General features: G+C 68.5%; 18 protein-coding genes. 11 read left to right on the top strand and 7 right to left on the bottom strand.

Going from position 1 to position 22,781, the window contains the following annotated elements:
* Nucleotides 1-124 precede the first annotated feature (124 nt).
* The 5 genes from IFT89_RS01715 to IFT89_RS01695 all read right to left on the bottom strand — a co-directional run bounded on the left by IFT89_RS01715 (nt 125) and on the right by IFT89_RS01695 (nt 5,489).
* Nucleotides 125-1,069, bottom strand: coding sequence for a hypothetical protein (locus IFT89_RS01715; RefSeq protein WP_138946535.1), 945 nt, complete (start codon nt 1,067-1,069; stop codon nt 125-127).
* Nucleotides 1,070-1,546: 477 nt separating this feature from the next.
* Nucleotides 1,547-2,323, bottom strand: coding sequence for an ABC transporter ATP-binding protein (locus IFT89_RS01710; RefSeq protein WP_064296669.1), 777 nt, complete (start codon nt 2,321-2,323; stop codon nt 1,547-1,549).
* Complete coding sequence (locus tag IFT89_RS01705; RefSeq protein WP_064296668.1) at nt 2,320-3,291, bottom strand: ABC transporter ATP-binding protein; 972 nt, start codon at nt 3,289-3,291, stop codon at nt 2,320-2,322. Before IFT89_RS01705 ends, IFT89_RS01710 begins: the two co-directional genes overlap by 4 nt.
* Nucleotides 3,281-4,261: a branched-chain amino acid ABC transporter permease gene (locus IFT89_RS01700; protein ID WP_086474449.1), complete on the bottom strand. Its 981-nt coding sequence runs from the start codon at nt 4,259-4,261 to the stop codon at nt 3,281-3,283. The genes IFT89_RS01705 and IFT89_RS01700 overlap by 11 nt, the downstream gene beginning before the upstream one ends.
* A 10-nt stretch (nt 4,262-4,271) precedes the next feature.
* A complete protein-coding gene (locus IFT89_RS01695) occupies nt 4,272-5,489 on the bottom strand; it encodes a branched-chain amino acid ABC transporter permease (RefSeq protein ID WP_192018385.1) in 1,218 nt (405 codons plus the stop codon).
* Nucleotides 5,490-5,804: 315 nt separating this feature from the next.
* Here IFT89_RS01695 and guaB point away from each other — a divergent pair, with 315 nt between their 5' ends.
* From guaB to guaA, 8 genes are all read left to right on the top strand, one after another.
* Nucleotides 5,805-7,307 (top strand): IMP dehydrogenase, encoded by a 1,503-nt coding sequence (gene guaB, locus IFT89_RS01690; RefSeq protein ID WP_079705279.1) that lies wholly within the window; start codon nt 5,805-5,807, stop codon nt 7,305-7,307.
* Nucleotides 7,308-7,394: 87 nt separating this feature from the next.
* Nucleotides 7,395-8,513 carry a GuaB3 family IMP dehydrogenase-related protein gene (locus IFT89_RS01685; RefSeq protein WP_064296664.1) on the top strand — a complete coding sequence of 373 codons (1,119 nt, stop codon included), beginning with the start codon at nt 7,395-7,397 and terminating at the stop codon, nt 8,511-8,513.
* Nucleotides 8,514-8,653: 140 nt separating this feature from the next.
* The gene (locus IFT89_RS01680; RefSeq protein ID WP_202938032.1) at nt 8,654-10,387 is read left to right on the top strand and encodes a glycerol-3-phosphate dehydrogenase/oxidase; all 1,734 of its coding nucleotides are present in this window, start codon (nt 8,654-8,656) and stop codon (nt 10,385-10,387) included.
* A gap of 109 nt (nt 10,388-10,496) precedes the next feature.
* On the top strand, nt 10,497-11,024 hold the full coding sequence (locus tag IFT89_RS01675) for a cation:proton antiporter regulatory subunit (protein ID WP_056008027.1): 528 nt from the start codon (nt 10,497-10,499) through the stop codon (nt 11,022-11,024).
* 2 nt (nt 11,025-11,026) lie between these two features.
* A complete protein-coding gene (locus tag IFT89_RS01670) occupies nt 11,027-12,403 on the top strand; it encodes a cation:proton antiporter (protein ID WP_079705280.1) in 1,377 nt (458 codons plus the stop codon).
* Between the two features lie 64 nt (nt 12,404-12,467).
* Complete coding sequence (locus IFT89_RS01665; protein ID WP_202938031.1) at nt 12,468-13,244, top strand: SURF1 family protein; 777 nt, start codon at nt 12,468-12,470, stop codon at nt 13,242-13,244.
* Between the two features lie 37 nt (nt 13,245-13,281).
* Nucleotides 13,282-13,725 (top strand): DUF3817 domain-containing protein, encoded by a 444-nt coding sequence (locus IFT89_RS01660; RefSeq protein WP_056778703.1) that lies wholly within the window; start codon nt 13,282-13,284, stop codon nt 13,723-13,725.
* Nucleotides 13,722-15,326: a glutamine-hydrolyzing GMP synthase gene (gene guaA / locus IFT89_RS01655; RefSeq protein ID WP_192018327.1), complete on the top strand. Its 1,605-nt coding sequence runs from the start codon at nt 13,722-13,724 to the stop codon at nt 15,324-15,326. The genes IFT89_RS01660 and guaA overlap by 4 nt, the downstream gene beginning before the upstream one ends.
* A 268-nt stretch (nt 15,327-15,594) precedes the next feature.
* Here the strand turns inward: guaA and IFT89_RS01650 are convergent, their stop codons facing one another.
* Nucleotides 15,595-16,452 (bottom strand): Bax inhibitor-1/YccA family protein, encoded by an 858-nt coding sequence (locus IFT89_RS01650; protein ID WP_064296659.1) that lies wholly within the window; start codon nt 16,450-16,452, stop codon nt 15,595-15,597.
* A 194-nt stretch (nt 16,453-16,646) separates the two neighbouring features.
* On the opposite strand from IFT89_RS01650, the gene IFT89_RS01645 reads away from it, so the two are divergent.
* The 3 genes from IFT89_RS01645 (at nt 16,647) to IFT89_RS01635 (ending at nt 21,277) form a co-directional block, all read left to right on the top strand.
* Nucleotides 16,647-17,723 carry a glycerophosphodiester phosphodiesterase family protein gene (locus IFT89_RS01645; protein ID WP_202938034.1) on the top strand — a complete coding sequence of 359 codons (1,077 nt, stop codon included), beginning with the start codon at nt 16,647-16,649 and terminating at the stop codon, nt 17,721-17,723.
* Nucleotides 17,724-17,736: 13 nt separating this feature from the next.
* Nucleotides 17,737-20,205 (top strand): ATP-dependent helicase, encoded by a 2,469-nt coding sequence (locus IFT89_RS01640; protein WP_202938030.1) that lies wholly within the window; start codon nt 17,737-17,739, stop codon nt 20,203-20,205.
* A 70-nt stretch (nt 20,206-20,275) separates the two neighbouring features.
* Nucleotides 20,276-21,277, top strand: a complete 1,002-nt coding sequence (locus IFT89_RS01635; RefSeq protein WP_202938029.1) for an SseB family protein — start codon at nt 20,276-20,278, stop codon at nt 21,275-21,277.
* Here IFT89_RS01635 and IFT89_RS01630 read toward each other — a convergent pair.
* Entirely contained in the window at nt 21,204-22,778 is a 1,575-nt protein-coding gene (locus IFT89_RS01630; protein WP_202938028.1) for a hypothetical protein, read from the bottom strand. The two genes, IFT89_RS01635 and IFT89_RS01630, sit on opposite strands and share 74 nt — an antisense overlap.
* Nucleotides 22,779-22,781 lie beyond the last annotated feature (3 nt).

Genomic DNA, 22,781 nt, shown 5'->3' with positions numbered 1-22,781 from the left:
GGGTCGCGCTCACGCCGACGCACCGCGCTGGCGACGGGGCGCCTGCCAGCGCACCGCGCTGACGGAGGGTGCGGTGCGGTCGCGCCGGCGCACCGCGCTGACAGCGACCGGTTGGGCGCCCGGGTCAACGGAACGCGCGTTGCAGTCCCGCGCGCTCGAGTTTCGCGGCGAGCCGGCTCGGATGGACGAGGTCCTCCCAGGTGGCGCGGACGACGGTGTAGCCGAGCGCGCGCAGCCGGTCCTCACGATGCTTCTCCGCCAGGACGATGTCGGCCACGTCCCGTCCCTGCGTGAACTCCTCCCGCACATACTTCTGCCGACCGTCGAGTTCGAGGATGATGCGCTCGTCCGGCCAGACCGCATCGACCACACCGACCGGTCCGTCCGCGTCGGAGAAGGCCTGCTGCAGCACCGGCAGGGCGAAACCGAGCTGCGCGATCACGACCCGCATCTTCGATTCACCACCGTTCGCGGCGAGGGGGTCCGCGAACTCGATCGCAAAGCGCACCTGCCGTCCTCCCCGACGGCCCGGCAGGTCTCGTGCGAGCGAGCGGAGCGCCGTCTCGTCGGTGAGCTTGAGCCGGAGGGCAGCGTCGGCGACGGCGACGGCGTCCTCGAGGCGGGCGATCCGAGCGAGATCGACGACGGTCCGAGCCGGGTCCGTGACCGCGAGCCCGTGCCGCATCCGACGGGCGACCGAGCCCTGCGTCGTGTGACGGATGATGCCGGGGGCCGAACGACCTCCGCGATCACCGCTCGTCAGCGTGTGCACCTCGGGAGGCCATGGACCCACGATCGGGAGTCCCCACAACCGCGCCGCCGAGTAGTGGCTGAACAGTGCGTCCTTCCGGAGCGCGACGGCCGCCGCATCGATCCGGACGCGGTAGCGGTCATCGGGGGACAGGGAACTCCATATCGGTTCAGGGACGTAGATGCCCTTCCGCAGACGCACCAGGTCGCCGTCGCGGTGGGCGGCGCTCACCAGGCGCTCGGCACCGACCCGACGTGCGTCGCGGACGAGGAGGAGTCCGTTCGGGCGGAGGAGCAGGTTGAGATCGAAGGATTCCATCGCCTCACCGTGCCCGTTCGCCTTCGCCGTCACCTCATGTCGTGGAAGCGATGTGGAGAACTGCTCCCATCCAGCCTCCGGTGGAGCGAGGGTGGAGTGGTGCCCAGCGCGGTGCGCTGACGCCAGCGCGGGTCGTCGGCCTCAGCGCGGGTCGCTGTGCCGTGGGGGCGGGTATTCGGCGTAAGCGCGGGTCCAGCGCGTGAGCGCGCCCCTCCGGAGACCCGCGCTCACGCGCCAGGACCGCGCTCGCGTCAGCGCACCGCGCTGGCGAAAGGGGGAGGGGGAATGCACAACTCCTCCGTCCCCGTCTCAGGAGGCCGTCTTGGTACGACGGTGCCCCTCGGGGGAGGGAGGAGTTGTGGTTCGTTCACCGGTCGGGATCCGGTGGCTTCTGGCCCGTCGCTCGGCACGCGGCCGGGACGAGCATGTTCGAGGGTACCGAAGTACCCGCCGACCCGCGAGTGGGGATCGCCCTGATCAGTCCTCGTCCTGGCCGAGCGTGCCCAGGTAGAGGCCGATCACCTTGTCATCCGAGAGGAGCTCGCGGCCCGTCCCGGTGTAGGCGTCACGACCCTGGTCGAGCACGTACCCGCGGTCGCAGATCTGCAGACAGCGACGTGCGTTCTGCTCGACCATGATCGTGGTGACGCCGGCCTTGTTGATGTCCGAGACCCGGATGAACGCGTCGTCCTGGCGCACCGGCGACAATCCCGCGGACGGCTCGTCGAGGAGCAGCACATGCGGATCCATCATGAGGGCCCGCGACATCGCGACCATCTGGCGCTCACCACCCGACAGCGAACCAGCGCGCTGCTTGAGCCGCTTGCCGAGTTCGCTGAAGATCCCGGTGACGAACTCGAGGCGTTCGTTGTACTGCTTCGGCTTCTGGAACAGCCCCATCTTGAGGTTGTCCTCGATGGTGAGGCTCGGGAACACGTTGTTCGTCTGCGGGACGAACCCGACGCCGCGGGCCACGAGCTTGTTCGCCCGGAGCCCCGTGATGTCCTCGCCGTTCAGCAGCACCTGTCCGCTGCGCACCTTCACCTGACCGAAGATCGCCTTCAACAGCGTCGACTTCCCCGCACCGTTCGGTCCGATGATGCCGATGAGCTCGCCCTTCCGGGCGGTCAGGTTGGCACTGTTCAGGATGTTCACGCCGGGGAGGTACCCGGCGGTCAGATCGGTGACCTCCACGACCATCTCGGCGGTCTTGACCGCGGTGCCACCGACCGGCGCACCCTTCACGTCGCTCATTTCCGTTCCTCCTCCGGCTCGGCACCAGCCGCGAGCCGTTCGTCCTCGATCTCGGCGAGCAGCTCCTCGGCCGCAGCGCTGTCCTCTCCGGCGATCCTGCCGGTCACGACCCCGAGGTCGACGTCCTGGTGGCTCCCGAGGTAGGCGTCGATGACGGCGGGATCCTCCATGACGGTGTCTGGCGGGCCCTCGGCGACGACGCGACCCTCGGCCATGACGACCACCCAGTCGGCGATGTGCCGGACCATCTGCATGTCGTGCTCGACGAACAGCACGGTCATGCCCTCGTCCTTCAGCGCCAGGATGTGGTCGAGCAGGGACTGCGTGAGCGCCGGGTTGACGCCGGCCATCGGCTCGTCGAGCATGACGAGCTTCGGGTCGCTCATGAGAGCCCGCGCCATCTCGAGGAGCTTCCGCTGCCCACCGGAGAGGCTGGCGGCGTAGTCGTCACGCTTCGTGTCGAGCTTGAAGCGACGCAGGAGGTCCATCGCCTTGACCTCGAGGTCCTCCTCCTGCTTCCGCCAGAGCGGCTTCACCAGGCTGGAGAAGATGCCCTCACCGGTCTGGCCGGTCGCGCCGAGCTTCATGTTCTCGAGCACCGTGAGCAGCCCGAGCGCCTTCGTCAGCTGGAAGGTCCGGACCTGACCCATGCGGGCGACCTTGAACGCCGGGACGCCCCCGAGGCTCTTGCCGTCGAAGTTCCACGTCCCGGTGTTCGGCTTGTCGAAGCCGGTCAGCAGGTTGAACAGCGTGGTCTTACCGGCACCGTTCGGGCCGATGAGGGCGGTGATCGCGTTGCGGGGCACCTCCAGGTGCTCCACGTTCACCGCCTGCAGGCCGCCGAAGGTCCGGGTGACCTGGTCCGCGATGAGGATCGGGTCGACCTTCTTGACGCCCGGGACGATCTCGCCGACGTGAAGGCCGGTGGTCTTGACCGGTCGCGAGGTGGGTGAGCTGTTACTTGACAAAGGTCAGCTCCTTCTTGTTTCCGAGGATGCCTTGCGGCCTGAAGATGACGATCAGCATGAGCGCGACACCGACCAGCACGTAGCGGAGCGTCGACGCCTGCGTCGAGCTCATGAACGGCAGGACGTCCGCCTTCACGAGCGCCGGGAGGACGTTCGAGAGGAACGCCATGATCACCCAGAAGATCACCGAGCCGAGTAGCGGCCCGAAGACCGTCGCGGCTCCACCGAGGAGGAGGATCGTCCAGATGAAGAAGGTGAGACTCGTGACGTACACGCTCGGCACGACCGCGGAGGGGAGTGCCAGCACCACCCCGCCGAGTGCGCCGAAGACACCACCGACGACGAGCGCCTGCATCTTGTAGGCGAACACGTTCTTGCCGAGGGCGCGCACGGCGTCCTCGTCCTCACGGATGCCCTTCAGCACGCGGCCCCAGGGGCTGCGCATGAGGAGGAACACGAGGAGCGCGGCGACGGCGAGCAGCAGGATGCCGAAGATGCGGACCCACCACTGGTTCGCGTTGAGCTCCCACGGGCCGAAGCCGTAGATGCCCTCCGGGATCGGGTTCGCCGCGCGGAAGCCCTCGTGGTAGTTGCCGAGTCCGTCGGCCGAGTTGGTGAACTCGTCGAAGACCTGCGTCGTGAAGAGGAGTCGGACGATCTCGGCCGCCGCGATGGTGACGATGGCCAGATAGTCCGCCCGCAGCCGCAGGGTCGGGATGCCGAGGATGAAGGCGAAGACCACCGAGGCCAGACAGCCGACGATGATGCCCGCCCACCACGGGAGGTTGAAGCTCAGGATCGAGATGGCGTAGCCATAGGCGCCGAGCGCCATGAACCCCGCCATACCGAAGTTCAACAGACCGCCGTAGCCGAAGTGCACGGCCAAGCCGAGTGCTGCGAGCGCGTACGCGATCGTCTCCGGGCTGATGACCCAAGCGAGCGTGTTCGAGAGAATGCTTCCCCAGTCCATGCGCGTGCCCCTAACCGATTCTCTCGCGACGTCCGAGGATGCCCTGCGGTCTCACGAGGAGCACCGCGATGAGCACCACGAGGGCGCCGACGTACTTGATGTCAGACGGGATCCAGAGCGTCGAGACCTCGACGAGGATGCCGATGATGAGGGCGCCGACCATGGCGCCGAAGGCGGTTCCGAGCCCGCCGAGGGTGATGGCCGCGAAGATGAGGAGGAGCAGCTGCGCTCCCATGTCCCACTTGATGCCCGGTCGGAAGTACGCCCACAGGATGCCGGAGAGGCCGGCGAGCGTCGCTGCGAGGATCCAGACGATGCGGACCACGCGGTCGACGTCGATACCGCTGGCCGCTGCCAGGCTCGGGTTGTCCGAGATGGCTCGCGTCGCCTTGCCGGTCTTCGTCTTGATGAGCCACCAGGCCACGCCGAGGAGCACCACGACGCTGACCGCCATGCTGATCATGTCGGTGACGCTGAGCGAGACCGTACCGAACAGCTTGATGTTCTCCTCTCCCGAACCGGGCAGCTGGAACGTCCCGCCGCCGATGAAGTAGAGGAAGACGTAGCGGAGCGCCAGCGACAGGCCGATCGAGACGATCATCACCTGCACGATGCCGACGCCCTTGCGTCTCAAGGGTCTCCAGATGCCGGCGTCGAGCGCGAAGCCGAACGCGGCACTCAGAGCGAGGGCGATGATGATGGCCAACCAGATCGGCCATTGCAGGAACACCCCGAACACGAGCGCCATGATCGCGCCGAAGGTCACCATCTCCGCGTGGGCGAAGTTGCTGAGTCCGGTGGTGCCGAACACCAGGGAGGCTCCGATGGCCGCCAGGGCCAGCATGAGCCCGAAGTTCAAGCCGTTGACGAGTCGTTCTGCGAGTTGATCCCAGAAGCTGACGGTGACGCGGACGCCCTCGCCGAGGAAGAAGTTCACGGACTTCGATTGGGTGAGGCCGAACTTCGCCTCGATGGTCGAGCCGCCCTCGGCGACGATGACGCCCTTCGGGAGGGTCTCCTCGTCGAGCGTTACCTTGTACGTACCTTTCTCGGGGACGCCGATCTTCCACTTGCCGTCGGCGTCGGTGTCGACATCGGCCTTGTAGCCGTTGCCGTCGACCGTGATGTTCACGCCTTCGAGTGGTTTGTCGTCGTACTTGACGTTCCCAGCGAAGTAGAAGTCGTACTCCTCGCCCACCTCGTCAGCATGAGCCGGGACGGCGCTCATGACGGACGTGAGGGTGATGGCCCCGAACAACAGGGCGATGAGGAGCACGAATCTCCGTGCCAGTCTCGGGTTTCGGGTCGTTCCAGCGAACTTCACTGCACCTCCAGTGCCGGGCCACTTCCGTGAACCGTTCTCCTGCGTCGGACAACGCTGTTCGACGATAGAACCTGATTATTGCCTACATGTTTCGCCCGTGCGTATTTCTCCGCATCGATTTGTCGGGATCGTGGAATAGGGGTAGGCCCTGCTCGGTTACGATGGTGATACCGGCAGGTCTGCGTTTCTCCGGTGTGTTCGTGGCTATGAGAGGGATAAATGGACCAGCCTGATCCGTTCGGATTCGTAGGACTCACGTATGACGATGTGCTGCTGCTGCCCGGGCACACCGACGTCATCCCGAGCGAGGCGGAGACCTCGTCCCGCCTGACGAAGCGGATCACCGTGAACACGCCGCTGCTGTCGAGCGCGATGGACACCGTGACCGAGGCCCGCATGGCGATCGCGATGGCTCGCGAGGGCGGCATCGGCATCCTGCACCGCAACCTGTCGATCTCCGACCAGGCCGAACAGGTCGACCGCGTGAAGCGGAGCGAATCGGGCATGATCACGAACCCGATCACCACCACGGCCGACGCCACCGTCGCCGAGGTCGACGAGCTGTGCGGCCAGTTCCGCATCTCGGGCCTCCCTGTCGTCGACGACAAGGGTGTGCTCGTCGGCATCATCACGAACCGCGACATGCGCTTCGTGTCGCCGTTCGAGAAGGCCACGACCCGCGTCAGCGAGGTCATGACGAGCACCGGTCTCGTGACCGCCCCCGTCGGGACCGACCGCAACGCGGTGATGGCGCTCCTCGCGCAGCACCGCATCGAAAAGCTGCCCCTCGTCGACGAGGCGGGCAAGCTCAAGGGCCTCATCACCGTCAAGGACTTCGACAAGAGCGAGAAGTACCCGCTGGCCACGAAGGACGACACCGGTCGTCTGCGGGTCGGTGCGGCCATCGGCTTCTTCGGCGACGCATGGTCCCGTGCGGGCCAGCTGCTCGACGCCGGCGTCGACGTCATCGTGGTCGACACGGCCAACGGTGAGAGCGCCGGCGTGCTCGACATCATCCGCAAGCTCAAGGCCGACCCGGCGTTCGCCGGTGTCGACGTCATCGGCGGCAACGTCGCGACCCGCTCCGGTGCGCAGGCGCTCATCGAGGCCGGCGCGGACGCGATCAAAGTCGGCGTCGGGCCGGGCTCCATCTGCACCACGCGCGTCGTCGCGGGTGTCGGTGTCCCGCAGGTGACCGCCGTCTACGAGGCGTCGCTCGCGGCGCGCGAGGCGAACGTCCCGGTCATCGCCGACGGCGGTCTGCAGTACTCGGGCGACATCGCCAAGGCACTCGTCGCGGGTGCCGACACCGTCATGCTCGGCTCGCTCTTGGCCGGCACCGACGAGAGCCCCGGCGACCTCGTGTTCGTGGGTGGCAAGCAGTTCAAGAACTACCGCGGCATGGGATCGCTCGGAGCCATGCAGACGCGTGGCGAGAAGACCTCGTACTCGAAGGACCGCTACTTCCAGGCCGACGTCCCGAGCGACGACAAGCTGATCCCCGAGGGCATCGAGGGCCAGGTGCCCTACCGCGGCCCGGTGTCGGCCGTCGCGTACCAGCTCATCGGCGGGCTGCGTCAGTCGATGTTCTACGTCGGCGCGCGCAACATCGGCGAGCTGAAGGCCAAGGGCAAGTTCGTCCGCATCACCTCGGCGGGCCTCAAGGAGTCGCACCCACACGACGTGCAGATCGTCGTCGAGGCGCCCAACTACCGCAAGTAAGCACCCGCACGAACGCCGACGGCCCGGCAGGCTTCCGCCTGCCGGACCGTCCTCGTTCCAGGCGACCGGTAGGCTGGTGCGGTGAGCATGGATATTGAGATCGGCCGGTCAAAGCGCGCACGGCGCGCCTACGCGTTCGACGACATCGCCGTCGTCCCGTCGCGGCGGACCCGCGACCCACAGGACGTCTCAGTGTCCTGGTCGATCGACGCCTACCAGTTCGAGATCCCGGTGCTCGCAGCACCGATGGACTCCGTCGTCTCGCCGACGACCGCGATCATGATGGGCCAGCTCGGCGGCGTCGGCGTCCTCGACCTCGAGGGCCTCTGGACGCGATACGAAGACCCCGAGCCCCTGCTCGCCGAGATCCGGTCGTTGCCGGTCGGCCGCGCGACCGCGCGCATGCAGGAGATCTACTCGGAGCCCATCAAACCCGAACTCGTCACCGCCCGGCTCGCCGAGATCCGCGCGGCCGGAGTCACCGTCGCCGCCGCCCTCTCGCCGCAGCGCACGCAGGAGCTCTACGAGACGGTCGTCGCCGCAGGAGTCGACCTCTTCGTCATCCGCGGCACCACCGTGTCCGCCGAGCACGTCTCCAAGAACCAGGAGCCGCTCAACCTCAAGAAGTTCATCTACGAGCTCGACGTCCCCGTGATCGTCGGTGGCGCGGCAACGTACACCGCGGCCCTGCACCTCATGCGGACCGGCGCGGCCGGTGTGCTCGTCGGCTTCGGTGGCGGTGCCGCCTCCACCACGCGGGCCTCGCTCGGCATCCACGCCCCGATGGCGACCGCCGTGGCCGACGTCGCCGGTGCGCGTCGTGACTACCTCGACGAGTCCGGCGGCCGCTACGTGCACGTCATCGCCGACGGCGGTCTCGGGACCTCGGGCGACATCGTCAAGGCCGTCGCGATGGGTGCCGACGCCGTCATGCTCGGGACCGCATTGGCCCGTGCCACGGACGCACCCGGCGGTGGCTGGCACTGGGGTGCCGAGGCGCACCACCTGCACCTGCCGCGCGGACGCCGTGTCGAAGTCGGCACCGTCGCCACCCTCGAGGAGATCCTCTACGGCCCGTCGCCGAAGTCGGACGGCACGGCCAACCTCATCGGCGCGCTCCGTCGCTCGATGGCCACCACCGGCTACTCCGACCTCAAGGAGTTCCAGCGGGTCGAGGTCGTCGTCGCGCCGTACCAGGGCGCCTAGCCCTGCCGGAAGCGAGTCGCTTCCGCAAGCGGTTGTCGGGTCGCATCGGGCCGACTAGCCTCTGAGGCAGAGCCTCGTGGACGAGCACCTGCCTCCGGCAGGATCATCGCGAGGGCGGTTCCAGCGAGCGGAGTTCGACGATGGCCACCACCCACAACAACGTGTCACGTTCCACCAAGCTGGGGATGGAGGAACGCGACGCCGCGATCGAAGCGTTGAAGTCGAAAGAGCTCGACATCCTCGTCGTCGGTGGTGGCATCGTGGGCACCGGTGCTGCGCTCGACGCCGTCACGCGCGGTCTGAGCACCGGTCTGCTCGAGGCGCGTGACTGGGCGAGCGGCACCTCGAGCCGGTCCTCGAAGCTCGTGCACGGCGGTATCCGCTACCTCGAACAACTCGACTTCCGACTCGTCCGAGAGGCGCTCATCGAGCGCGGGTTGCTGCTGCAGCGCATCGCGCCGCACCTGGTGAAGCCGGTCCGGTTCCTGTACCCGCTCAACAAGCCGGTCTTCGAGCGCCTCTACATCGGCGCCGGCATGCTGCTCTACGACCTCTTCAGCTGGAGCGGTGGCCGTCCGCCCGGCGTCCCGCACCACCGGCACCTGTCCAAGCGCCAGGTCCTGACCTCGATTCCGAGCCTCAAGTCCGACGCGTTCGTGGGCGGACTCACCTACTACGACGCCCAGGTCGACGACGCCCGCTACGTCTCGTCCCTCGCGCGGACGGCGTCGGCCTATGGCGCGCACGTCGCGAGCCGCGTACGGGTCGAGGGGTTCGTCAAGGTCGGACAGCGCGTCGTGGGCGTCAAGGCGCACGACCTGCAGACCGACGAGCGCTTCGAGATCCGCGCCAAGCAGGTCGTCAACGCGACCGGGGTGTGGACCGACGACACGCAGTCGATGGTGGGGGAGCGGGGCCAGTTCAAGGTCCGCGCGTCGAAGGGCATCCACCTCGTCGTCCCGCGCGATCGCTTCCAGTCGAACATGGGCCTCCTGCTGCGCACGGAGAAGAGCGTCCTCTTCGTCATCCCCTGGGGCCGGCACTGGCTCATCGGCACGACGGACACGGACTGGCACCTCGACAAGGCGCACCCGGCGGCGACCGCGGCCGACATCGACTACCTGCTCGACCACGTCAACACGATCCTCGCCGTGCCGCTGACCCGAGAGGACGTCGAGGGTGTCTACGCCGGCCTCCGTCCGCTGCTGGCCGGCGAATCGGAGCAGACGTCGAAACTGTCGCGCGAGCACCTCGTCGCGCACTCCGTGCCCGGTCTCGTGGTCATCGCCGGCGGCAAGTGGACCACCTACCGGGTCATGGCGAAGGACGCGATCGACGCCGCGGTGGACGCACTCGACGGCAAGATCCCGGCCAGCGCGACGGAGAACATCGCCCTCCTCGGAGCCGAGGGGTACCAGGCGGCCTGGAACAAGCGTGGCAAGATCGCGCGGGCCTTCGGGGTGCACACGGCGCGCATCGAGCACCTGCTGAACCGCTACGGCGTCCTGACGGACGAACTGCTCGACCTCATCAAGGAGGACCCGACGCTCGCCGAAGCGCTGCCGGGGGCGGACGACTACATCGGGGCGGAGGTCGTCTACGCGGCCTCCCACGAGGGTGCCCTCCACCTCGACGACGTCCTCGCCCGTCGGACGCGCATCTCCATCGAGGCCTGGGACCGCGGTGTCTCGGCGGCCCCGGTCGCGGCGAAGCTCATGGGTGGGGTCCTCGGGTGGGCCGAGGAGCGCATCGAGAAGGAGGTCTCCTACTACCTCACGCGCGTCGCCGCGGAGCGGGCCTCGCAGGAGCAGCCGAACGACGAGGCCGCCGACCGCGTGCGCCTGGAGGCACCGGACATCGTCCCAGGGGCCTGAACCGGCGGTGATCGCCCGCAGCGCAACGGCTGCGGGCGCCTCGGGCGAGTGGGCCAGGTGTGGCGGATAGACTAGGAGGACTGCCACAACAAGCCTGAGGAGTACAGCCATGGTGGATGTTCGGCGGGTCAAACTTCCCGGGGTCGGTGTGCTCCACACCTTCGTCACGGACGACGGCGGCAAGGTCGGCGTCATCGCCCACCGGTCCGGCCACAGCGACCTCATCACCTTCGCCGACCACGAGGACGGTGCCGACGCCGGCAAGGTGTCGCTCCGGCTCAACGAGGACGAGGCGCACACGCTGGCCGAACTCCTCGGTGGCACGCAGATCACCGAGTCCCTCAGCGCGCTCGACCAGATCCCCGGCCTGAGCATCGACTGGTTCACGGTCGACTACGAAGACCACATCGCCGGGCAGCCGCTCGGCAACCCCGCCGAGAAGGGCATGGTCGGGCTGACCGTCGTCGCCGTCGTGCGTGGCGACTCCGCCAACCCGGCTCCTGCTGCGGACTTCCGGGTCTTCCCGGGAGACACCCTCGTCGTCGCGGGCAGTCCCGAGAAGGTCGCCAAGGCCTTCGCCTACTTCCGTTCGGGCGCCGTCAAGAAGGTCGCCGTCGACGCTCCGCCCGGAGGGTAGGCATGCTGCACGCCGCGACCGACAACCCCCACCTCGGCCAGGATCTGCTCATCCTCGGCGTCCTGTTCGTCATCGCTTACATCCTCGGCCGCCTCGGCAAGCTGATCGGCCTCCCGTCGATCCCCGTCTACATGCTCGTCGGCCTGCTCGCGAGTCCGTACACGGGCTGGTTCCCGCTCGACTTCGCCAGCGCGCAGATCGAACTCATCGCCGTCTTCGGCCTGGTGCTCCTGCTGTTCAACCTCGGCCTGGAGTTCGATCAGGACGAGTTCTTCGGCAACGCCGGGAAACTCATCGTCTCCGGCGGCTCCTACATCCTCGTCAACATGGCCGCCGGGCTGGTGTTCGGGTTCCTGGTCGGGTGGGGCACGCGGGAGGCGCTCATCATCGCCGGCATCACGGCGACGAGCTCGAGCGCGATCGTCACGAAGCTCCTCATCGAGCTCAAACGGCTGACGAACGACGAGACGCCCATGATCCTGGGCGTCACCGTGGTGGAGGACATCTTCATCGCGATCTACCTCGCCATCGTCGGAGTCGTCCTGAGCGGCGAGACCGAGGTGTGGCCCGTCATCGGCAAGCTCGCGATCGCCTTCACGTTCATCCTCGTGATGTTCGCGATCGCGCGGTTCGGCGGACGGTTCGTGTCGCGGCTGTTCCGCACCAAGGACGACGAGCTCTTCACGATCCTGTTCTTCGGCCTCGCGGTCGCGTTCGGCGGCATCGGGGAACTCCTCGGAGTCACCGACGCGATCGGCGCGTTCCTCATCGGCCTGGTCCTCGGTGCCACCCGCTTCCGCAACAAGATCGAGCAGATCGCGATCCCGCTCCGCGACGTGTTCGGTGCGTTCTTCTTCCTGAACTTCGGCCTTGCGCTCGACGCGACGAAGTTCGGCAGCGTCCTCGTCCCGGTGCTCCTCGCCGTCCTCATGACGGTGGTCCTCAACGTCCTGGCCGGTCAGTTCGTCGCCTGGCTCAACGGACTCGGGCCGCAAGCTGGGATCAACGCCGCGGTCATCCTGCAGAATCGCGGCGAGTTCGCCCTCATCCTCGCGACGCTCTCGCTGAGCGCCGGTCTCAATCCGCTCATCCAGCCGTTCGCCGGGCTCTATGTGCTCATCATGGCCGTGATGGGTCCGATCGTCGCCGGTCGGTCCGAGCAGATCGGCGCCGTCATCCTGCGTCCGCGTCGCCGGAAAGCGCGCCGAGCGGAGCAGGTCGACACGACGGCGGAGGAGGCCATCGCGCTCGTCGAGGGTGCGGGCGACGACCAGGACACGACGCCCGCCGACACCGATCAGGCGGCCATCGACCGACTCGTCGAACAGGCGATGAACGACCAGGAACCACCAGCACGAAAGCGAGAGCCCGATTACTAGCACCGCCCCGTCGGCACCAGGCCCCGACAACCACGGACAGGTCCGTCCGACGCTCCGCTCCGTCATGCTGCGTCCCCGGTGGATCGGCGTCCTCGTGCTCTGTCTCGCCGTCGCGGGCGCGTTCGCCGCGCTCGGGCAGTGGCAGCTCGCACGCGCCATCGAATCCGGGCAGGTGGTGCCGACCGAGACCGAGTCGGTCCGGCCGCTCGCAGACGTCCTCGAGCCGAGCGTCGGCATCCGAGAGGCCGACGCCGGTCAGCGGGTGAGCGTGTCGGGAACCTGGGTGCCGGAGGACTACCTCGTGGTGGGCAACCGGGTGAACGACGGCACGCTCGGGTACTGGGTGACGGGCCACCTCGCGACGGACCGCCCTGACCAGGCCGGTCTCGCGGTCGCGCTCGGCTGGACGAAGGACCGCAAGACCGCCGACCGCGTCGCAGAGGCGTTGAACGCGGACGCCCCCACCGGCGCCGTCGAGCTCGAAGGGCGGCTGAACCCGCCGGAGGGCCCGGAGGAGCCGGCTGCGGACGCCGCACCGACCGACCTCGACAACATGTCGGTCGCCGCTCTGCTGAACCGGTGGAACGACGCCGACGGCCTGCGGGTGTTCAGCGCCTTCGTCGTGGACGACGTGGCCGTCGACGGACTCGAGCCCATCTCGTCACCCGCGCCCAGCCAGGAGATCCAGCTCAACTGGTTGAACATCTTCTACGCGGCCGAGTGGGTCGTCTTCGCGTGCTTCGCCGTGTTCCTCTGGTTCCGGCTCGCCAAGGACGCCTGGGAGCGCGAGATCGAGGAGCTCGAGGACGCCGAGGAGGAGGCCGCAGCGCTCCGTCAGTGATGTCCGGTCGCCTGGCGGCCGCGGGTAAGATGGGCACATGCCCCTCCAGCCGAAACCGTCGACGTTTCCCGCGATCCGAGGCGCGCTGAAGTTCTACCAGGTGGCCGCCCCCATCACCGGTGTGCTGCTCCTGTCGCTCTGCGCCGAGATGCTCATGAAGTACGCGTTCGGCCTCGAGCTCGAGCTCGGTGGTGCCTACGGCTTCCTCGCCTTCGTGCCCTCCGGCACCGCCACAGCGGTCAACCTCAGCACGGGCATCCTCATCATCCACGGCTGGTTCTACGTCGTGTACCTGTTCGCCGCGTTCCGGCTCTGGAGCCTCATGCGGTGGAACGTCCTGCGTCTGCTCTGGCTCGCGCTCGGCGGCATCATCCCGTTCCTGTCCTTCTTCTTCGAGAGCCGCATCCCGCGGGAAGTGAAGGGCTACCTCTCCGGCCGCGAAGCAGCAGCGGCCGCCGAACCCGTGGAGTCCATGCAGTGAGTGAAACCACCCCCGCAGCCGCAGCGGAGCAGACCGCCGCCCGACCGGTCCTCGTCGTCGACTTCGGTGCGCAGTACGCACAGCTGATCGCGCGTCGCGTCCGCGAGGCCGGCGTGTACTCCGAGATCGTGCCGCACACCGTGTCCGCCGCCGAGGTCGCCGCCAAGAACCCCGTCGGGATCGTCCTGTCCGGTGGCCCGTCCAGCGTGTACGAGCCGGGCGCCCCGTCGCTCGACGAGGGCATCCTCGAGCTCGGCGTCCCGACCTTCGGCATCTGCTACGGCTTCCAGGTCATGGCCAAGCAGCTCGGTGGCGAGGTCGCGCACACCGGTCTCCGGGAGTACGGCTCGACCGACGCGACCAGCGTCGTCGACGTCCCGGGAACCCTCCTGCACGGCGTCCCGACCGAGCAGAACGTCTGGATGAGCCACGGCGACTCCGTCTCCAAGGCCCCAGAGGGCTTCGATGTCCTCGCCTCGACCGCCTCGACCCCGGTCGCCGCCTTCGCGAACGCGGAACGTGGCCTCTACGGCGTCCAGTGGCACCCCGAGGTCAAGCACACCGCCTACGGCCAGCAGGTGCTCGAGAACTTCCTCCACCGGGCGGCCGGCATCCCGGCCGACTGGAACAGCGGCAACGTCATCGCCGAACAGGTCGACCGCATCCGCGCCCAGGTGGGCGACGCCAAGGTCATCTGCGGACTCTCCGGCGGTGTCGACTCGGCCGTCGCCGCGGCGCTCGTGCACAAGGCCGTCGGCGACCAGCTCGTCTGCATCTTCGTCGACCACGGCCTGCTCCGGAAGGACGAGCGACGCCAGGTCGAGGAGGACTTCGTCGCCTCGACCGGTGTCCGTCTGGTCACGGTCGACGCCCGCGAGCAGTTCCTGTCGGCGCTCGCCGGCGTCAGCGACCCGGAGCAGAAGCGCAAGATCATCGGCCGCGAGTTCATCCGGTCCTTCGAACAGGCCGAGATCGACCTCGTGAAGGAGGCCCAGAGCGAGGGTGAGCCCATCCGCTTCCTCGTCCAGGGCACGCTGTACCCCGACGTCGTCGAGTCCGGCGGCGGATCCGGTACGGCCAACATCAAGAGCCACCACAACGTCGGCGGCCTGCCCGAGGACCTCCAGTTCGAACTCGTCGAGCCCCTGCGCACCCTGTTCAAGGACGAGGTCCGGGCGATCGGTCGCGAGCTGGGCCTCCCGGAGGAGATCGTCGGCCGTCAGCCGTTCCCCGGTCCCGGACTCGGTATCCGCATCGTCGGTGAGGTCACGGCCGAGCGTCTCGACCTCCTCCGCGACGCCGACGCGATCGTCCGCGAGGAACTGACCGCGGCCGGGCTCGACCAGGAGATCTGGCAGTGCCCCGTGGTTTTGCTGGCGGACGTCCGTTCCGTGGGCGTGCAGGGCGACGGCCGCACCTACGGCCACCCGATCGTGCTGCGACCGGTCTCGTCTGAAGACGCCATGACCGCCGACTGGACCCGCCTGCCGTACGACGTCCTCGCGCGCATCAGCAACCGCATCACCAATGAGGTGAAGGACGTCAACCGCGTCGTGCTCGACGTCACGTCGAAGCCACCGGGGACCATCGAGTGGGAGTGATCGCTCCCTGAGTCATCGGAAGGCCGTCCCGTTCGCGGGGCGGCCTTCCGTCGTCCGCGCCCTTCGACAAGCTCAGGGACCGGGGTGAGCGGCTCAGCCGGGGTGAGCGGCTCAGGGACCGGGGTGGGTGGCTCAGGGACGGGGGATGGTGCCCGGTGCGAGGGGTCCGGTCCCTGAGCCTGTCGAAGGGCAGTCCCTCGACCGGCCGGTTCCTCGAACGACGAAGGCCCGCCCCGCGAACGGGACGGGCCTCGCAATGCGTGCGCTCCTAGTTGCGGGAGATGGCCAGCAGACGCAGGATCTCGACGTAGATCCAGATGACCGTGACCATGATGCCGAAGGCGCCGGTCCAGCCGTACTTGGCGGGTGCGCGGTTCTGCACGCCGCGCTGGATGAAGTCGAAGTCGAGCACCAGCGAGTACGCACCCATCAGCACCGCGAAGATGCCGATGACGATCCCGAGCGGGATGCCGAAGATCGTCGCGCCGTAGAGGCCGAACGGGTTGTTCAGCACGCCCGTGAACATGAGCACGAGGTTGAGGAGCTGGAAGACGCCGTAGCCGATGATGGCGACGAGGAAGACCTTCGTCAGCTTCTTCGAGGCGCGGACCTTGCCGCTCGCGAAGAGGGCGAGGGTCACGCCGACGACGGCGAGGGTCGCGAGGACCGCCTGGACGACGACGCCGGACCAGGCCGGGTTCGCCTCGAAGACGCGCGAGATGCCACCGACGAAGAGTCCCTGGAAGACCGCGTACCCGAGGATGAGCGCCGGGACCGGCTCCTTCTTGAAGGAGTTGACGAGACCGAGGCCGAGGCCGCCGATCATGCCGATGATCATGGGGAGGGCGTAGCCGCTGCCTGCCTGCAGGAGGGAGGTCGTCCACATCCAGGAGATGACGGCGAACACGACGAGGACGGCGAACGAGCCGAGGGTCTTGACGAGCGTGTTCTCGATCGTCATGCGGTCGGCGGTGCCGACGCCCGCCGGTGCGGTGGGCTGCTCGTACATCTTGCGGAGCTGTTCGGCGGTCAGCGAGGGGTTCGCTGCTTGAGCTGCCTGCAGCGTCCCGCCTCCCTGCTTCGCGAATGCCGGGTTCTTCGAGAACGCGGGATTGTCGAGGGCCATGGCTGATTCCTACTCTCAGTCGTGGAGGCTGTGTCGCGCCAAGCGGCGCTGCTGACACCCAGAGTATCCGAGTTCCCTTTGAATCAGCCGGGTCGCGCGTGGAAAACCCCGAACGGACGCCGATGTTCGCGGCGGGCTGACAGCCGGCACCCTGCGCGCACGCCGGAGCGTCGTCCTAGGCTGATGGCGTGCGCATCGACTCCCTGCCCAACCCGCTCGTCATCGGACACCGCGGGGCTCCCGGTTACCGCCCCGAGCACACCGATTCCTCCTACCGCTTGGCCGTCGCGCTTGGTGCGGACGCCGTCGAGCCCGATCTCGTCGCGTCGAAGGACGGAGTCCTCGTGGTCCGACACGAGAACGAGATCTCCGGGACGACCGACGTCGCCGCCCGAGCGGAGTTCGCCGACCGGCGGACGACGAAGCGCGTCGACGGCCACGAGCTGACCGGGTGGTTCACCGAGGACTTCACCTGGGCCGAGCTGTCGACCCTGACCGCACGCGAGCGGATCCCCGAGGTACGGACGGTGAGTGCGGGATTCGACGGCACCGAGGGCATCCTGCGGTTCGCCGACCTCGTCGCGGTCGTGCGCAGTGCCTCCGGAGCGCACCGACGACCCGTCGGCATCGTGGCCGAGGTGAAGCACGCCGACTACTTCGCGTCGATCGGCCTCCCGCTCGATCGACTCCTGGCCGAGGAGCTCGCCGCCCTGGGTTTCGGCACCGATCCCGATGCCGAGCCGCTCATCGTCGAGTCGTTCGAGCAGTCGGTCCTCATGGCGTTGCAGGCCCGTCGGGTGCAGGCGGAGTTCGTGTACCTCATCGAGCGGTCCGGCAGGCCGAGCGATCTCGTCGCCCGGCTGGGGGATTCGGCCCCGTCCTACGCCGACGCGATGACCGACGCCGGACTCGCGGCGCTCGCCCTCGAGGTCGACGCCATCAGCGTGGACAAGGCGATGCTCATCGACCTGGGCGACGACGGTGCCCGGCCGACGGACCTCGTGGAGCGCGCCCACGCGGCGGGCCTGCGCGTCTACACCTGGACGCTCCGCCCCGAGAACCGGTTCCTCGCGCCACCCTTCCGGGACGGGGCCGATCCGGCGGCGGTCGGCCGCTGGCTCGAAGAGTTCGTCCTGGTGCTCTCCTCGGGGGTCGACGGCTTCTTCGTCGACCAGGCCGACCTCGGTGTCGCCGCGCGGTCGGCGGCCGGCGACCGTGCGGATCACCGCGACGGCGGTGCTCGGCCGAGCGATGTCGGGGGCAGCGCCTAGACTTGCAGGCGATATGGCGAGCTCTCCTTCTTCGAACGCCGACGCCGTGCAACCGGTGATCGTCGGCTGGCCCACGGCAACCGTCCCCGAGTCGTCCTCCGACGAGCGTGCCGGCGGGAGTCGGCTGCTGGAGGGGCTCAACCCCCAGCAACGGATCGCGGTGGAGTACCGGGGCCAGGCCCTGCTCATCGTCGCCGGTGCCGGGTCCGGCAAGACGAGTGTGCTCACCCGCCGCGTTGCGCTGCTGCTCGAGCAGCGAGAGGCCTGGCCGAGCCAGATCCTGGCGATCACGTTCACCAACAAGGCTGCCGCCGAGATGCGCGAGCGGGTGCAGGCGCTCGTCGGCCAGGCCGCTCAGGGCATGTGGATCTCCACCTTCCACTCCGCCTGCGTCCGCATCCTCCGCCGCGAGGCCGAGCACTTCGGCTTCACCAAGAACTTCACGATCTACGACAGCGGCGACCAACGTGTCCTGTTGAAGCGCATCATCAAGGAGCTCGAGGCCGACGCATACGGCTTCACGCCGTCGAACACCTCGGCGAAGATCTCGAAGCTCAAGAACGAGCTGTCGGACGTCGAGTCGTACTCCCGCACGATCAACACGAACGACCCCCAGGAACTCGTGTTCCTGCAGGTCTTCCGGAAGTACACGCGCGCGCTGGCCGACGCGAACGCCTTCGACTTCGACGACCTCATCAGCCAGACGGTGTTCCTCTTCCGGGCGTTCCCGCACGTCGCCGCGCAGTACCAGCAGCGGTTCCGCCACATCCTCGTCGACGAGTACCAGGACACCAACCTCGCCCAGTACTCGCTCATCCGGGAGCTCACCCGCGCGCCTGAGGCCGGCACGGATCAGCTCGCCGTCACCCGCACCGAGGGTGCCTCGCTCACCGTCGTCGGCGACTCGGACCAGTCGATCTACGCGTTCCGCGGGGCCGACATCCGGAACATCACCGAGTTCGAGCGCGACTTCCCGGGCGCCAAGGTGGTGCTGCTCGAGCAGAACTACCGCTCCACGCAGAACATCCTCTCGGCGGCGAACGCGGTCATCTCCAACAACTTCGACCGCAAGGACAAGAGACTCTGGACGGCCGTCGGCGACGGGGAGAAGATCGTCGGCTTCACGGGGTACTCCGGCCACGACGAGGCGCAGTTCATCGCCGACGAGATCGAGAAGCTCCGGAACGCCGGTACGGCCTACAGCGACATCGCCGTGTTCTACCGCACCAACGCCCAGACCCGTGCGCTCGAAGAGATCTTCATCCGTGCGGCCCTCCCGTACCGGATCATGGGCGGCACCAAGTTCTACGAACGCGCCGAGATCAAGGACGCCCTCGCCTACCTCGTGTCGGTCGCGAACCCGGCCGACATCATGGCGCTGCGGCGCATCCTGAACACGCCCAAACGTGGCATCGGACCGGCGACGGAGACGGCACTCGCGAGCTTCGCCGAGAACAACGGCGTCACCTTCCGCGAGGCCATGCGGCGCGCCGACGCCCTCGGGCTCGGGCCGAAGGTCACGAGCGCGATCCTGCAGTTGTCGGCCCTCCTCGACGAAGCGCAGGCTGCGCTCGACGAGGCCGCTGCAGCCGACCGCCCGACGGCGTCCGCGACCGCGGTCGGCGACGTCCTGTCGCTCCTCATGACGAAGAGCGGCTACCTCGATTCGCTGCGCAACAGTCGCGACCCGCAGGATGAGGCACGAGCCGAGAACGTCGACGAGCTCATCGCCGTCACCAAGGAGTTCGCCAAGAACAACCCCGACGGCGGCATCGTCGACTTCCTGACCGAGGTCTCGCTCGTCGCCGCGGCCGACGACCTCGACGACGCGACGGGCAGCGTGTCGCTCATGACCCTGCACACGGCGAAGGGCCTCGAGTACGACGCGGTCTTCCTGACGGGCATCGAGGAGGACCTCCTCCCGCACCGGATGTCGGCGAACGAGCCGGGCGGCCCAGCTGAGGAACGACGCCTGTTCTACGTCGGCATCACCCGCGCCCGCAAACGCCTGTACCTCTCGTTGGCGATGACGCGTGCCCAGTACGGCGAGACCGCAGTCGCCATGCCCAGCCGCTACCTGCAGGAGATCCCGGCTGAACTGATCGAGTGGCGTCAGTCGCCCGGCAACGTCAACGGTCGTGGTGGCACGCAGTCGCGCGCCCTGAACGCCCGCCGTGCCCCCTCCAGCGACCGCTGGTCGGTCCGCTCGCTCCCCGAGGGCGCCTCCGCCGGCGACACCCGGTTCTCCGGCGGTTCGAGCAAGCCGGAGACGGCCTGGGCCAACCGCATCACGGCGAAGGTCCGCGACAACGGCGATCTCGAGCTCGTCCCCGGCGACCGCATCTCCCACGCGGACTTCGGTGTGGGGCGGGTGAACGCGGTGACCGGCGAGGGCGCGAAGCGCATCGCCCACGTCCAGTTCGAGTCAGCCGGGGCGAAGAAGTTGCTGATCAAGATCGCACCCATCGAGAAGCTCGACTGAGACCGCTGAGGCGCGCGCCGTCGGTCCGGGCGGTTCCCTGCGCCGGATCGAGCATCTAGGCTGATGCACCATGGGTCTGTTCTCCAAGCGCAACGCGTCCGATGCCCGATCTGCAGCCGTGGAGGCCGAGACCTCGGCACCTGAGGATGAGGTGGATCCGGCTGCCGAGGCGACGGAGACCGTGCCGCAGGTGTCGATCTCGGTCACGACGGTCAACGCGGCCGCTCGGACTCCGGAGGCGCCTGTCTCCGTGCCTGCTGCGGCCCCGGCGCCGGCGCGGGCACCCGCTCCCGTCGAGCCTGATTCCAACGTCGACCTCGCGCAGGCGCTCACGGCGCTGGCGGAGGGTGGCGATGAACGGGCGATGATGCACGTGTTGCGCCAGAGCATCCAGGGCAAGCTCTTGCTGTCCACGAGCCTCGACGGTGTCTCGGATGAGGACAAGGCCGCCGGGCGCATCCCGCTCGGCGTCCACCGCGACCCGGAGGGTGCCGTCTACCTCCTCGCCTTCACCTCGTCGCGTGAGCTCGAGAAGACGCGGACGGCGGACGGGCCGGTCACCGGGGTCGCGGTGGACGCCGTCTGGGCACTCCGTCAGGCGACCGGCGAAGGCTACGCCGGCATCGTCCTGAACCCCGCCGACGGCAAGGCGAGTGCGGTCGTCCCGAAGACGCTGATCGTGCGTCTGTTCGGGGACGGCCGGAACAACGACCTCGCGAAGCAGGCGCTCGCCCAGCCGCGTGAACCCGATGCCCTCCAGCGGCTGGTCGCCGCACTCGCTGCACATGGCGGGTTCGTAGCCGGTCGCGCCGAGGTCGACAAGGACGGCAACCGCAAGACCGTCGGCATCGCGGAGACCCGCCTCGGCGACCGTCGACTGCTGGAGGTCTTCACCTCGCCCATCGAGATCGCTGCACTGGGACGAGGGGATGACGCGTACCCGGTCACCGCAGCGGAACTCGCGGCCGCGCTCCGCAGTGACGAGGGCATCACCGGGATCATCGTGAACCCTGCGGCGCCGTGGCTGGACGTCGACCGCGCCCAGCTCGCACCCCTCCTCGACGTGCGCTGAGCCCCGCACCCGCACCACTCGGAGTGATCCGCCCAGGGAGGGTGAGCAGGATGCCGCCGAGCGCGAGCGCTCCGATCGCCGCAGTGCCGGCGAGGAGCAGGGAGCGGTCGTCGGCGCCGGTCTCGGCGAGGCGCGCTTCGGGCACGGTCGGCGTCGAGGCGAGGGTGATCTCCGAGGCGACGCCGAAGGCGGATCGCCAGGGGCGGATCATCGTGCCGCCGTTCTCCGGCAGGGTGTCGCTTGGCTCGATGCGCTCGACCCAGACGTAGTAGCCGTCCTCGGGGAGGACGCAGGACGGCGTCGTGTACTCGCCGGGGCCTGCATCCACGAGCGTCTCGACCTCGCAGACCACCGGTGCTCCGAGCGGGACCTCCGGTGCCTCGACCGGGCGCTCCGCGAACGGACCGAGCAACTGGCTTCGGACGGTCACCGGGATCGGCGTGTACGGTCCACCCTCCGGCCCGATGAGGCCCCACTCCGCTGCGAGGCCGGTGTCGGTCGCGATCCCGACGGACAGCCGGTCGGTGACCTCTGTTCCCGGTGTCGCCGTCGCGTGCGAGGTGGTGGTGACGACGACCGGCTGGAAGGGGAGTGGCGTGGGGCGCTCGCGGTCGGCGCTCGCTCCGGCCGCGACCGTGATCGGGCGGGCGATGAGGACGCTCTGCACGTTGGCGGCGCTTCGAGCGATCGTGAGGCCGGCACCGTAGGGCAGCTCACCGAACGTGGCGTTCGCTGAGAACGCCACGACGGCGGCATCGGTGCTCGGCAGGATCCGCAGGCTCTCACCGTTCCCGACGGCCCGCTCGGACGTGCCGTCCTCGAAGGTAGCGCCGTCGAGGGTGACGGTCCCGGTGTGGGTGCCCGGTGGCAGGGTGGTGACGCCGGAGGAGATGAAGTCGACGGCGAGTTCGGTTCGGACGAGGTCGAATCCGTCCTCGCCGCGTTCGATGGACATGGTGGCGCTCGCTCCCCGACTCGCGCCGCCGGGGCCGTCGGCCTCGGCGAGCATCTGATGGGCCCGGGAGAGCACGCGGTCGGCGCTCGCTCCTGCCCGAGCGGCGATCTGCGCCGGCGTCCACCCGTTCAGGCCGGTGATGATCCAGGTGGCGAGCTGGCCCGCAGCTGCCTCGTCGGCGTCCTGGCTGGCGCCCCAGTGCCGCGACAGGTAGGCCAGGCGGGCGGCGTCCTCGGGGGTGAACCACCCGAGCGATGATCCGTCGACGTGCTCGTAGGCGTGACCCGGCGGGATCGGGAGGTCGAGGTTGATGCAGAACCCGACCGTCCCGTCGTCGAAGGCCCACGAGCCGAGCCAGCGGCCGTTCGACGCGTCGCGGTGACCGTAGGCGGCACCGGTGGCGGTCAGTGCGGAGGATGCGGTCGCGCCGCCGAGGACGATGCCGAGGACGAGCGTGAGCAGGATCGGGACGGCTGCCAGGAGCCGGAGGATCCGCGGTCTGCCGCCGAGGAGGCGGCCGGTCTGGGGGAGGTGGTGTGTTGTCATGCC

Source organism: Plantibacter sp. CFBP 13570, assembly GCF_014841395.1.
GTDB lineage: Bacteria > Actinomycetota > Actinomycetes > Actinomycetales > Microbacteriaceae > Plantibacter > Plantibacter auratus.
Note: the sequence above shows the minus strand (reverse complement) of the source record. Positions and strands in the feature narration are given on the sequence as shown.